General features: G+C 30.8%; 12 protein-coding genes and 1 other RNA gene. 1 reads left to right on the forward strand and 12 read right to left on the reverse strand.

All coding sequences use genetic code 11. From position 1 onward, the window contains the following. Nucleotides 1-175: 175 nt before the first annotated feature. From I1959_RS09000 to I1959_RS09025, 6 genes are all read right to left on the reverse strand, one after another. Nucleotides 176-1,258 carry a ComEC/Rec2 family competence protein gene (locus I1959_RS09000; RefSeq protein ID WP_092922589.1) on the reverse strand — a complete coding sequence of 361 codons (1,083 nt, stop codon included), beginning with the start codon at nucleotides 1,256-1,258 and terminating at the stop codon, nucleotides 176-178. A 106-nt stretch (nucleotides 1,259-1,364) separates the two neighbouring features. After that, nucleotides 1,365-2,060, reverse strand: coding sequence for a hypothetical protein (locus tag I1959_RS09005; RefSeq protein ID WP_092922586.1), 696 nt, complete (start codon nucleotides 2,058-2,060; stop codon nucleotides 1,365-1,367). A 78-nt stretch (nucleotides 2,061-2,138) separates the two neighbouring features. Next, nucleotides 2,139-2,487: a transfer-messenger RNA gene (gene ssrA / locus I1959_RS09010) on the reverse strand. Nucleotides 2,488-2,637: 150 nt separating this feature from the next. Then, entirely contained in the window at nucleotides 2,638-3,093 is a 456-nt protein-coding gene (gene smpB, locus I1959_RS09015) for an SsrA-binding protein SmpB (RefSeq protein WP_092922583.1), read from the reverse strand. Between the two features lie 133 nt (nucleotides 3,094-3,226). Then, nucleotides 3,227-5,398, reverse strand: a complete 2,172-nt coding sequence (gene rnr, locus I1959_RS09020; protein WP_195238013.1) for a ribonuclease R — start codon at nucleotides 5,396-5,398, stop codon at nucleotides 3,227-3,229. 358 nt (nucleotides 5,399-5,756) lie between these two features. Continuing rightward, nucleotides 5,757-6,068 carry a DNA-binding protein gene (locus tag I1959_RS09025; protein ID WP_195238015.1) on the reverse strand — a complete coding sequence of 104 codons (312 nt, stop codon included), beginning with the start codon at nucleotides 6,066-6,068 and terminating at the stop codon, nucleotides 5,757-5,759. A gap of 302 nt (nucleotides 6,069-6,370) precedes the next feature. Here I1959_RS09025 and I1959_RS09030 point away from each other — a divergent pair, with 302 nt between their 5' ends. Continuing rightward, on the forward strand, nucleotides 6,371-6,727 hold the full coding sequence (locus I1959_RS09030) for a hypothetical protein (protein ID WP_195238017.1): 357 nt from the start codon (nucleotides 6,371-6,373) through the stop codon (nucleotides 6,725-6,727). An 89-nt stretch (nucleotides 6,728-6,816) separates the two neighbouring features. On the opposite strand, the gene secG is transcribed toward I1959_RS09030, so the two are convergent. The 6 genes from secG to gap all read right to left on the reverse strand — a co-directional run bounded on the left by secG (nucleotide 6,817) and on the right by gap (nucleotide 13,572). Further along, nucleotides 6,817-7,044, reverse strand: coding sequence for a preprotein translocase subunit SecG (gene secG, locus I1959_RS09035; protein ID WP_166504739.1), 228 nt, complete (start codon nucleotides 7,042-7,044; stop codon nucleotides 6,817-6,819). Between the two features lie 233 nt (nucleotides 7,045-7,277). Next, nucleotides 7,278-8,570: a phosphopyruvate hydratase gene (gene eno, locus I1959_RS09040; RefSeq protein WP_166504738.1), complete on the reverse strand. Its 1,293-nt coding sequence runs from the start codon at nucleotides 8,568-8,570 to the stop codon at nucleotides 7,278-7,280. A 179-nt stretch (nucleotides 8,571-8,749) separates the two neighbouring features. Next, nucleotides 8,750-10,279 carry a 2,3-bisphosphoglycerate-independent phosphoglycerate mutase gene (gene gpmI, locus I1959_RS09045; RefSeq protein ID WP_195238019.1) on the reverse strand — a complete coding sequence of 510 codons (1,530 nt, stop codon included), beginning with the start codon at nucleotides 10,277-10,279 and terminating at the stop codon, nucleotides 8,750-8,752. Between the two features lie 12 nt (nucleotides 10,280-10,291). Next, on the reverse strand, nucleotides 10,292-11,035 hold the full coding sequence (gene tpiA, locus I1959_RS09050; protein ID WP_195238021.1) for a triose-phosphate isomerase: 744 nt from the start codon (nucleotides 11,033-11,035) through the stop codon (nucleotides 10,292-10,294). Nucleotides 11,036-11,199: 164 nt separating this feature from the next. After that, nucleotides 11,200-12,399: a phosphoglycerate kinase gene (locus I1959_RS09055; protein WP_195238023.1), complete on the reverse strand. Its 1,200-nt coding sequence runs from the start codon at nucleotides 12,397-12,399 to the stop codon at nucleotides 11,200-11,202. A 165-nt stretch (nucleotides 12,400-12,564) separates the two neighbouring features. After that, nucleotides 12,565-13,572: a type I glyceraldehyde-3-phosphate dehydrogenase gene (gene gap, locus I1959_RS09060; RefSeq protein ID WP_092922559.1), complete on the reverse strand. Its 1,008-nt coding sequence runs from the start codon at nucleotides 13,570-13,572 to the stop codon at nucleotides 12,565-12,567. Nucleotides 13,573-13,619 lie beyond the last annotated feature (47 nt).

Here is a 13,619-nt window from a genome sequence, read left to right on the forward strand (position 1 = left end):
TTATCATTTTTTATAAAGAATTTGACGTATTTTAGATTCATCATAAATACTTTTTTGAAGTATAAAAAAACATATTGACTATTATATCAATATGTTTTTCGTGGATTTCAATGGTGGAGACGATTCACAAAAATCATATCCACGACTATATTTCTAATAACTGCTAATATATGTTTTAATGCCACTCTTCTACATCTGAATTAAAAGCTAAATTTTTTGCTGTAGTCCATCCACTTCTATCATCCATATCTCTACTATGCCTTATAGTATTTCCTGATGCATTATATACTTTTACACCTCTTCTTATAAATGCATTTACAACCATTTGTAAAGGATGATCTGAATTTTTACCTGAACATACAAAAGCTTTTTTATTCACTAACTCTCCCTCTGTAACTATATCACCTAATAAATCATTAAGTATTGATGGGCTAACGTTATGTCTACCTCCATGATGAGGCATTTCATATATTTGTACATTTTCCTTTATGGACTTTGAAATAGACTCTGAATAATCAATTGCCTCCCTAAGAGCTCTAATTCCAGCATCCCCTGTTAATAAAAACCTTTCTTTATCCATATCGCCTAAAATAACTGTACTTGTTTCATTATCAGGTTCTGTCTCTACATCCTCCCTTAACTTCTCATCTGACCAGCTTTCTTTAATTTTACTAATAATTTTAGTAAATTGTGATTCTAAAAATTCTATTAATGACCTATCTTCTTCAAGAGGTGTTTTATTTGACTCTACTAGTAAATCTAAGTAAAACTCTTTACTTGGCGATAAAACAGTTAATTTATTTTCTATAACATCTCCCTGAAAGATATCAAATATGGGAATGTTTTTCTCTTCTGCAATACTTTCTAATTCGGATATATATGTATAACTCTCCTTTAGTCTTTTTTTAAGGCTTTCTTTTGTTATTCTTCCATCGTTAACTTTATCATATAAACTCTCAATATGAACCCAAGGCCTATTCATATATAGAGTTTTAACTTTTACATTTTCTAAAATTTCTTTAAGCCCTGAACTATGATCTTTATGAGGATGTGAACAAATAACAAAATCAATACTATCATTTTCATCGCTTAAATAATATTGATTCAAATGACTTACTACTTGTTCCCCATGTTTCTTAAAACCTCCATCAAAAACTCCTTTCACATAATAATTATCATCTTTTTTCCACCTTACACAAATGGATGTTGCATCTTTAGTTTCTTCATTAACCCCTATAAATTCTAACTCGTATCCCAATTATATTCCTCCCTAACTTGATGTTATTATTTTATACCTTAATAAACAATACATAGCATATAAATATATTTGCTATAATAACTTACTTTATATGACAATATCATTGTTAGTTATTCACTTTAGATTTTGATTTTTCACTTAAATCATAAGCTATTACATTATAAACCATTCTTTTAGATTTGCTCTGCGCAGAAATATTACTTATTATTGCTATAATTAGTATGGATATAAAATACATAATAGAAAAATCAATCATTCTGAAAATTTGTGAAAATATCAAGTACATAACTATAATATTAATGCTAGATATATACAAGTCTCTACATAATAAATAATCTCTATTTGATATAAATATCATATCTTCATTTCTATATTTATGGTAGATTTTATACCATTGGCTATTTTCATATTTTTTTCTACTTTTTTCATCTAAGTTTGCTATTCTATTTTTTATCTCGATATATTCTGTACTTGCATCAATTCTGTTTATTCTATTATCTTTATGAGTGTCATTAAATATATTAGAAAAAACACTCTCCCCTGGTTGTGAAATTAATCCACATAGATTCAGAAACTTAGATTTAATGCCACTGCTATACATAGAATCCAGTAAGAAAGTAATTATAGACATAAACCCTGAAATTAGTGATATATTTAAGAAGTCTATTACGCTCTTCACATAATCTATATTACCTGTAGTTTCATTATAAAATATAATCTTCGACATAACTAAAATAAGTAATATATTAGCTATTATATATAATTTTAATTCCTTCTCTCTATAATCTTTTATATTATTCATATTTTTCCCCTTATAAATTTAATTAAACCACGAAAAACGTATTGATTAAATACTCAATACGTTTTTCGTGGATTTCAATGGTGGAGACGAGGGGAGTCGAACCCCTGTCCGCAAGTCCTTTCCTCGTTGCTTCTACGTGTGTAGCCAACTGTACTAGAATCTCGTCTCACATATCGCCCAGTGGCAGGCTATATGCTTGACCAGTCCCAATTAGTCCACTTTCGGTCGAGACACCCCGAGAGTAGTTCCCTGCATAAATGAAGTCCAGGCCTAGCCGGCAGGAGGGCGAGGCGGGACTAGCAGCACTATGCTGCTAAAGCGTAATTATCGTTTGCGTTTATTTTAAATTCCCCAGTTTTTACGTGACCCAGAGTAACACGACACGCAACCCCAAGTTCCAAACCCACGTCGAAACCTTTACGCCCCCGTGGTATTTTATAGTCCTTGGACTTTACTTTCGCAAACCTTGTTTTCACCATTTATATTAAGTTGTGTTGTTGATATATATAATATAATACTTTTTAAAATAAAAAGCAATGTTATCTAATGGAATTTAAAATAGTATTTGTAACTACTATTAATATTTTCCTCTTAATTCTCTTTCTATATTTCTTTGAGCATCTTTTTTAGCTAAGTCTTGACGCTTGTCATATAGCTTTTTACCTTTTGCTAGGGCTAATTCTATCTTAACCTTACCATGTTTAAGGTACATACTTAAAGGTATTAATGAATACCCCTTAACAGTAGTTGCTCCTATAAGCTTTCTTATTTCATGCTTGTGAAGTAATAACTTTCTAACTCTAAGAGGATCTACATTGAATCTATTTCCTTGTTCGTATGGGCTTATATGAACTTGTTTTAAAAATACTTCACTGTTATCTACAGATGCAAATCCATCAGTTAAGTTTACCTTACCTGCTCTTATAGATTTTACTTCTGTACCTTTTAATTCTATTCCACATTCATATGTTTCTTCTATGAAATATTCATGTCTTGCTTTTCTGTTTGTTGCAAGTGTTTTTGTTCCTGCCATACTCTCACCTCTTACTAAAAAATTCTTCACTAACATTTATTAGTAAAAATATACCATAAGTGCATTAAATAGTCAATACCACCCCCTCTGTCGGTATCTCCGACGGAGGGTAGTATTTCGACTATTATATTATCTATTCTTCAATAGATTCTTCAGATGCTATTTCATTTTCATCGTCTAATTTGTATAGAATTTCAAAGTCTATTTCTCTTAAATCTACATTTACATTAGCAACCTTTATTCTAACTGGGTCACCTATTTTGTAAGTCTTTTTAGTTCTTTCTCCTATTATAGTATATGTCATATCGTCATAAATATAATAGTCATCTCCCATATTTGCTAATCTACTTAATCCTTCTACTGTATTTGGAAGTTCTATAAACATACCAAATGATGTTACACTTGATACGATACCATTATATTCTTCTCCTACTTTGTCTTCCATATATACAGCTTTGTAGTAGTCTTTTACATCTCTTTCAGCAAGTTCTGCTGCTCTTTCTCTTTCTGATGATTGAGTTGATGCATATTCTACAGTATGAGCTAGTTGCTCTTGTCTTTTGTTGTTTATTTTATTATTTATATGTTCCTTCATTATTCTGTGTATTTGAAGGTCTGGATATCTTCTTATTGGAGAAGTGAAGTGACTGTAGTACTGTGCTGCTAGACCAAAATGTCCACTACATTCTGGTGAATATCTAGCTTGTTTTAGTGAACGTAGCATTATTGTACTTATTGCTTCTTCTTCTCTTGTTCCTTTTATTTTTTCTATTATTGATTGTAATGCTTTTGGATGTACTTCTTCTAAGTCTCCTTTTATAGTATACCCAAATGTAGATATAAATCTACTTAAGTCTTGCATTTTATCTGCTGATGGAGTTTCATGTATTCTATAAACAAATGGCATGTTTAACCAGAAGTAGTGCTCTGCTACTGTTTCATTTGTTATAAGCATGAATTCTTCTATTATTTTGTTTGATATTCTTCTTTCGTAGTGTTTTATATCAGCTACTTTTCCTTCTGGTGTTAATATTATTTTAGCCTCTGGGAAGTCAAAGTCTATTGCTCCTCTTTGCTTTCTTCTATTCATTAATATTTTAGCTAATATTTCAGCATTTTTAAATTCTTCTACTACGTGAGCGAATTTTTCTTTTAATTCTTCATCATCTTTTTCTAGTATGTCTGATACTTCTGTATAAGTCATTCTAGCTTTTGAGTTTATTATTGTTTCTTTTATATCGTACTTTTTAACATTACCTTTTCTATCTATTTCCATAAATACTGATAATGTAAGTTTATCTTCATTTGGATTTAAACTACATACTCCATTTGAAAGAGTCTTAGGTAACATTGGTATTACTGTATCCACTAAGTATACTGAAGTTGCTCTTTTTAAAGCTTCTTTGTCTAATTTACTTTTTTCATGTACATAGTGAGTAACGTCTGCTATATGTACTCCTAAGCTAAAGTTTCCATTTGGAAGTACTTCTATAGATATAGCGTCATCTAAGTCTTTTGCATCTTCACCATCTATTGTGAATATGTTCATATCTCTTATATCTAATCTTCTTCTTATTTCTTCTTGTGGTATTGGCTGTGCTACACTTTCAGCTTCTTGTAATACTTTTTTAGGGAATTCCTCTGGTAATCCATGTGCTCTTATTATTGATAGTATTTCTACTTCTTTACTTCCTTTTGGCCCTAATACTTCTACTATTTTACCTTCTGGCTTTCTTCCTGCTTGTGGCCATATAGTTATTTGACAAACTACTTTGTCTCCAGCTTTTGCACCACTAAAGTATTTTTTAGGTATATATATATCTTGGTTAAATTTCTTTTCATCTGGTATTACAAATCCAAAGCTTTTGCTTGGCTGGAATAATCCTACTACTTTTGTTATTTCTCTTTCAAGTATTTTTATTACAGCACCTTCTGCTCTTCTTTCGTCTGTTGCTGGTTTTATTATTTCTGCTACTACTCTATCATTATGCATAGCACTATTTGTTTCGCTTGCTGGTATGAATAAGTCTTGAGTGTATTCTTCATCAGATTCTACAAATCCAAATCCTTTTCTATGAGCTACGAATTTTCCTACAAAGTATCCCATTGATTTTGGAGATGTTATTTTTCCTTTTTTTGTTTTACATATATATCCATCTTCTTCTAGTTCTTCTAAAAAATTATAAAACATTGGCATTTCAGTTGGGTGTATTTCAAATATTAATGCTAATTCTTCTTTTTTTAGAGGATTGTATGCTTTGTCATTTATTAAGCCTAATAAACGTTCTTTAAGTCCTGGTAACATTTGTGCTTCCTCCTAAATTTATTTTTAAATTTGTTATTACTTAGTTTGTGTATTTACATACTTTATTAGTATTATAATTTTATTTATTTTTTACTACTTATACTTAAAATATATACTTTTTTAATAAATATAATACTTATAAAAAATTTTATTCTAAAGAAAATTATTCTTATTAGTCTATTGTATATAAAAAAGCAATTTATTCCAATACAATAGCCATATTTTGTAATTTATATTTTATTTTTATATGAGTTTATATATTTATTCATATAATTATAGATATTTTCATATTAAAAAGCTCATGTTTATATATTTTTATAACTCATGAGCTTTATATTATATATATTTATATTTTTTTTTAATCATAAAGTCCATTTAATACCCTACTTACTGTTGCTTTGCTCCATTTTGTTCTCTTTGATATTTCACTATAGCTTAGCTTACAAACTCTTAAGTCTTTTATAAGTTGTATATCTCTATCTGAAATTTGTTTATCTCTTGGTTTTAGAGTATTTTTACTGTCTCTTAATCTTAAGATTTCTGATTTTAATTTTTCTATTTCTACGTCTTTTAATTGTAGTTTGTACTCATAATTATCTCTCATGTCATTGAATTCTAATATGTAGTTTCTTTTCCATTCATCATCTTGCTTCATCTTAAACACAGCCATAGTTATCCTCCTTGTTTCCATTGTTTTGTAACATCTTTAATCATTTATTTCTTTATGTAACCTAAAAAATCCTTGTTAAAATCAAGATAAGAGTGTATAAAATTCTTGTATTTTTCAACACTTTCAACTAGTAAATTTCAATATATTCTTAGATTTTAGTCCTTTAAGGTTATACTTTTTGTTTTGATATCATAAATTGTTTTATTTTACTTTGTTTTTTTTAAATAACTATGGGTTATTAGGTAGATTTCTTGATTTGCAAGTGCTACTATTTAGTTAATTAGTTTATAGGGAGTGTTTTTATGAGTAAGTTTTGGGATAAATTTTATTTTTATAATCGTCTTACTTTCAAACCTATCATTATTTGGTCTGTCCTTTTTTTTATAATTGGATTAATTTTTGAGTTTTATGAGTTTCCTAATCAAAATTTTTGGTTTTTAGTTATTACTATAGTTTCAATTACTCTGCTTTTTGTATCTGTTTATAATAAAATTAAGCATATTCCTTATGTATGTAAAAATTGTGGTCATAAGTTTTATATTAAGTTTCATCAGATGTTTGCTATAAATTCTGGTCTTCAATCTAGATTAAAGTGTCCTTTTTGTAATCGTGTTACTTGGGCTGATATTTATATAGAAGAAATTGATGAAAAAAATTAAAGACAACTACTAGTTGTAGCTGCCTCTTTAAAAATTAAATTTAATTTTTAAATCTTAATTTTTATTAAATAATGGCCAATTATTTAATATTATTTTACTAAAAGCATTGCTATTGCATTTATAAAGAATAGTACCCCTGCTACCTTAGTTGTTCTTGCTAAGAATGCTTCTTTTCCTTTCGGCTTAAAGTAACTTTGGTTACCTTCTCCACCAAATTGTGAAGGAACTGCACTTTTTGTATCTTGTGGCATTATGCTTACTACAAGAATTATAGATAGTACTACTTGTACTCCCATTAATATCATACCTAAATCCATCTATATTCCCTCCTTTCCTTCATTAATTGTAGGTTTGTCTTACACTTTAATATATCATATAACCCTAGTGTATTCAAGGTATACAGTATAGTTTGATGTTTTCTGTAATTGTTTTATATTGTATCTTTTCTTTTGTAACACTATGTTGAAATCCATAAAATATTAATAAATTTTATTATATGTAAAAAAGGGGCTTAGATAATCTAAACCCCTTTTATATTACTTTTATTTGATTATTTTTTTAAGTTGTAGAAAGATTTTAATCCACAGTATCTAGCTTGCTCACCAACTGTTTCTTCTATTCTTAATAATTGGTTGTATTTAGCTACTCTATCAGTTCTTGATGGAGCACCAGTTTTTATTTGCCCAGCATTTACTGCTACTGCTAAGTCAGCTATAGTAGTATCTTCAGTTTCTCCTGATCTATGAGATATAACTGCAGTGTATCCAGCTCTCTTAGCCATTTCTATAGCATCTAAAGTTTCAGTTATTGTTCCTATTTGGTTAACTTTAACTAATATAGAGTTAGCTACACCAGCTTCTATTCCTCTTTCTAATCTTTCAGTATTAGTTACGAATAAATCGTCTCCAACTAATTGTAATTTGTTTCCTAATCTATCAGTTAATAACTTCCATCCATCCCAATCTTCTTCATCTAATCCATCTTCTATAGTTATTATTGGGAAGTTGTTAGCCCAATCTTCATATAAATTAACCATTTCTTCAGCAGTTAATTCTCTACCTTCTCCAGCTAAAACATATTTTTTAGTTTCTTTGTTGTACATTTCTGTAGCAGCAACGTCAAGACCTAATCTTACGTCATCTCCTGGCTTGTATCCAGCTTTTTCTATAGCTTCAACTATTAATTCTAAAGCTTCTCTGTTTGATCCTAAGTTTGGAGCGAATCCACCTTCGTCACCTACACCACAAGCTAATCCTCTTTCTCCTAAAACTTTCTTTAATGAATGGAATACTTCTGCACCCATTCTTAATCCTTCTTTGAATGTTTTAGCTCCAACTGGTAATATCATGAACTCTTGTACGTCAACGTTATTATCAGCATGCTCTCCACCATTTAATATGTTCATCATTGGTACTGGTAATTGCTTAGCATTTACTCCACCTATGTATTGGAATAATGGTAATCCTACTTCATCAGCAGCAGCTCTAGCTACAGCCATAGAAACACCTAATATTGCGTTAGCTCCTAACTTACCTTTGTTTGGAGTTCCATCTAATTCTATCATTAATGCATCTATTCCTGGTTGGTCAAATGCATCCATTCCTTCTAATTCAGGAGCTATTATTTCATTTACATTAGCAACAGCTTTTTCAGTACCTTTTCCTAAGTATCTTGACTTGTCGCCATCTCTTAACTCAACAGCTTCAAAAGCTCCTGTTGATGCTCCTGATGGAACTATTGCTCTACCTTGAGCTCCACTTTCTAAAGCTACTTCAACCTCTACAGTTGGATTTCCTCTTGAGTCTAATACTTCTCTAGCATATACTAATTCTATAACTGACATGTTTGTATCTCCCTTCGATTTTAAATGGTTTATTTGCTACTTTTAATGTCTAAATTTTTAAAATTAAGTAAACTACTTAATATTATACCTATTTTTAAGAATATAATATCTTATGTTTAATAAAAAAATTCTTTGATGGGGTTTTATATTTTCTTATTTTATAGTTTTAATTTTAAAATTTATTTTATTATTAAAGATTCACCAGTCATTTGTTCTGGTTTATCTAAATTCATCATTTCTAATATTGTAGGTGCTATATCACATAATCTTCCGCCTTCTCTTAGGCTTAATGATTTATCTTTTTCTCCTACTAATATAAATGGTACTGGATTTGTAGAGTGTGCTGTTATAGTAGATTTAGTTTCTGGGTCTTGCATAAGTTCTACATTACCATGGTCAGCAGTTATTATAGCCTCTCCACCTTTAGAAAGTATCTTTTCTACTACCTTTCCTACACATTCATCTACAGTTTCAACAGCTTTTATTGCTGCTTTTATTACACCTGTATGTCCTACCATATCAGGATTTGCGAAATTTACAACTATAAAGTCGTATTTATCTTCATCTATTTTAGCAAGTAACTTATTTGTTACTTCATAAGCACTCATCTCTGGTTGTAAATCATAAGTTGCAACCTTTGGCGATGGTACTAGTTCTCTATCTTCACCTTCATTAGGTTCTTCAACTCCACCATTGAAGAAGAATGTAACGTGAGCGTATTTTTCAGTTTCTGCTGTTCTTAATTGCTTTTTACCGTTTTTCGCTAAATATTCCCCTAATGTATTTTCAAGGCTTTGAGGTTTAAATGCTACATGTACATTTTTTATAGTTATGTCATATGTAGTTAAACATGTAAAGTATGTTTTCATGTTTGGTCTCTCAAACCCTGTAAAATCTGTATCTACTATTGCTCTAGTTATCTCCCTAGCTCTATCTGGTCTAAAGTTACCAAATACTATTGAATCCCCTTCTTTTATAAGACCTACTGGGTGTCCATTTTCTACTATAACTGTTGGAAGAACGAATTCATCATTCTTATCTTCTGCATAAGAGTTTTCTATAGCTTCTTTTGCACTAGATGCAGTTAATCCTTTTCCATTAACCATTGCATCATATGCAAGCTTAATTCTGTCCCATCTCTTATCTCTGTCCATAGCATAGTATCTTCCAGAAACTGAAGCAAATTTACCTACTCCAAGTTCTTTCATATAGTCTTCTATATCTTGTATATATTTTAATGCGCTTTTAGGATCTGTGTCTCTACCATCTGTGAATGCATGTACATATACATTTTCAACACCATTTTCTTTGGCCATCTTTAAGATGCCTTTTAAGTGGTCTATATGTGAATGTACTCCACCATCAGATACTAATCCCATTAAATGAAGTGCGCTAGTCTTAGCATTTTTCATAGTTTCTAGTAAGACTTCGTTTTTGAATAAATCTCCATCTTCTATTGCCTTACTAACTCTAGTTAAGTCTTGATATACTATTCTTCCTGCTCCAATGTTAGTGTGTCCTACTTCTGAGTTACCCATTTGTCCATTTGGAAGACCTACATCAAGTCCACTAGCACTTATTAAAGTGTGCGGATATTCTTTTATTAAGTTGTCTAGATTAGGAGTATTTGCATTTAGTACAGCGTTTCCGTCTACTATTTTGCTTTCTCCAAAACCATCCATTATTATTAATGCTATAGGCTTTTTCATAGTTTCCTCTCCTTAGTAGTTAACAAGTTGAGTGTAGTCACTTGCTTCTAAGCTAGCTCCACCAACTAATGCTCCATCTATATCACTTTGACCCATTATTTCAGCTACGTTAGCAGGCTTAACACTTCCACCGTATTGAATTCTAACTTCGTTAGCTAGGTCTCCGTATATATCTTTTACAACTTCTCTTATATATTTTATTACATCATTAGCATCTTCACTAGTTGCAGTCTTTCCAGTTCCTATAGCCCATATTGGCTCATATGCTATAACAACCTTAGCTAAATCTTCTTTAGCTACATTTTCTAAAGCTTTTTCAACTTGAACTTTACAAACTGCTTTAGTTTCTCCAGCTTCTCTTTCTTCTAAAGTTTCACCAACACATAATATTGGGTCTATAGCAACTTCTAGAGCTTTTAAAACTTTTTTATTTACTGTTTCATTAGTTTCGTTGAAGTATTGTCTTCTTTCTGAGTGTCCTATTACAACATAGTCTATATCTAATTCTTTTAACATAAGTGGTGATACTTCTCCAGTGAATGCCCCTTTTTCTTCAAAATGCATGTTTTGAGCACCTATCTTTATGTTAGTTCCTTTAGTTGCTTCTTTTAAGTCTTTTAATAAAGTGAAAGGTGCACATATTACAGCTTCTACCTTATCATTATTTACTTTATCTTTAACTTCATTCACAAAAGCTATACCTTCTGCTATAGTTTTGTGCATTTTCCAGTTTCCTGCTATTATAGGCTTTCTCATTTTTTACTCCTCCACCTTTGATTAAATCCAAGAGAAACCTTATTTAAGATTTCTCTAGATTTAATAAATATTTATTAAGGTAGTTCTACCTATTAAGGTAAAACTAAACTGTGGTCATATATATAAATGTTTGACAAATAAATGCCTTACGATAATTTTCAAATTTATTTGTTATCTAAAGCTACTATACCTGGTAATTCTTTACCTTCTAAGAATTCTAAAGAAGCTCCTCCACCTGTTGATACGTGAGTCATCTTATCTCCAAATCCTAATTGGTTAACTGCAGCAGCACTATCTCCACCACCTATTACAGTAGTAGCATCAGTTAAATCTGCCATAGCTTTAGCAACAGCTAATGTACCTTTGTTGAAGTTTTCAAATTCAAATACTCCCATTGGTCCATTCCATACTATTGTTTTAGAGTTTTTAACTGTATTTACATATAACTCTATTGTTTTAGGTCCTATATCTAGTCCCATGAATCCTGCTGGTATATTTGCATCTTCAGTTATAACTGGTTCAACATCAGCAAATTTATCAGCAACAGCGTTGTCTATTGGTAATAATAACTTAACGCCTTTTTCTTCTGCTTTTTTCATCATTTCTCTAGCGTAATCTACTTTTTCTTCTTCTACTAGAGAAGTTCCTATTTCATATCCTTGTGCTTTTAAGAATGTATAAGCCATTCCTCCACCTATTATTAGATTGTCTACTTTTTCTAATAATTGTTCTATAACAGCTATCTTATCAGATACTTTAGCTCCTCCAAGTATAGCAGTAAAAGGTCTTACTGGTGTTTCAACAGCTTCTCCTAAGAACTTTAATTCCTTTTGAATTAAGTATCCGCAAGCTCTTTCTTGTAAGAACTCGCCAGCTCCTACTGTTGAACAGTGTGCTCTATGAGCAGTTCCGAATGCATCGTTTACAAATATTTCAGCAAGTGATGCTAATTCTTTTGAGAAGTTTTCTTCGTTTTTAGTTTCTTCTTTTCTATATCTAGTGTTTTGTAGTAATACTACATCACCATTTTCCATCTTTTCTACAGCTGCCTTTGCATTTTCTCCTACAACGTTGTCATCAGCTGCAAATACAACTTCTTTACCTAACATTTCTGATAATCTAGTAGCTACTGGTGCTAAAGATAATTCTGGCTTAGCTTCTCCTTTTGGTTTTCCTAAGTGAGAACATAATATAACTTTTGCTCCATTTTCTATTAAGTACTTTATTGTTGGTAAAGCTCCGTTTAATCTGTTTTCATCTGTTATAACGCCATCTTTTAGAGGCACATTGAAATCACATCTTACTAAAACTTTTTTTCCACATACATTTATATCTTCTATAGTCTTTTTATTAAGCATTGACATATTTATCTCTCTCCTTTAAATCAAGCTAACCCATTGTTAAAATGAATAATCTTTCTATAACACCGAATTTAGCATACCTTATTTTTAGTTGTTATTTGTTGTAAGTCTCTTTTAAAAAAGTCCTAAGCCTGTAGTTTAAACTACAAGCCTGGACTCTATATTAAATTACTTAGCTAAACCAGCAAAGTATCCTAATGTTCTTATTAATTGAGCAGTGTAAGACATTTCATTGTCATACCAAGAAGTAACTTTAACTAATTGTTGTCCGTCTACTTCCATAACTCTTGTTTGAGTTGCATCAAATAATGAACCAAAGTCTATTCCTATTATATCTGAAGATACTAATGGCTCTTCAGTATATCCAAATGATTCATTTGAAGCAGCTTTCATAGTAGCGTTTATTTCTTCTACTGTAACTTTTTTGTCTAATGTACAAACTAATTCAGTTAAAGAACCAGTTATAACTGGAACTCTTTGAGCTCCTCCGTCTAATTTACCTTTTAATTCTGGTATAACTAAACCTATAGCTTTTGCAGCACCTGTAGTGTTAGGAACTATACTTGCAGCAGCAGCTCTAGCTCTTCTTAAGTCTCCCTTAGCATGAGGACCATCTAATGTATTTTGGTCATTAGTGTATGCATGTATTGTAGTCATGAATCCTTTTTGTAATCCAAATGCATCATTTAATGCTTTAGCCATTGGTGCTAAGCAGTTAGTTGTACAAGATGCCCCTGATATAACAGTCTCTGTTCCATCTAATACATCATGGTTAACATTGAATACTACAGTTTTTAAGTCTCCTGTAGCTGGTGCAGATATAACAACTTTTTTAGCTCCAGCTTCTAAATGAAGTCCAGCCTTCTCTTGAGAAGTAAAGAATCCAGTACATTCTAATACTATATCAACTCCAAGCTCAGCCCATGGTAAATCAGCTGGGTTTCTTTCAGCAGTAACTTTTATTTCATGTCCATTAACTACGAAAGCACCTTCTTTAACTTCTATTTCACCATTGAATCTTCCTTGTGCAGAGTCATACTTGAATAAGTGAGCTAATGTTTTAGCATCTGTTAAGTCGTTTATAGCAACAACTTCAAACTTATCTGTTTGCTCCATTAATTTTCTTAAAGCTAATCTTCCTATTCTACCAAATCCGTTTATAGCAACTTTAACCATAATGCTACCTCCTAAATTGTGTATAAAATATATTTTTACTAGCAATG

The sequence above is a fragment of the Romboutsia sp. 1001285H_161024_C4 genome, assembly GCF_015550185.1.
In the GTDB taxonomy this organism is placed as follows: Bacteria; Bacillota; Clostridia; order Peptostreptococcales; family Peptostreptococcaceae; genus Romboutsia_C; species Romboutsia_C hominis.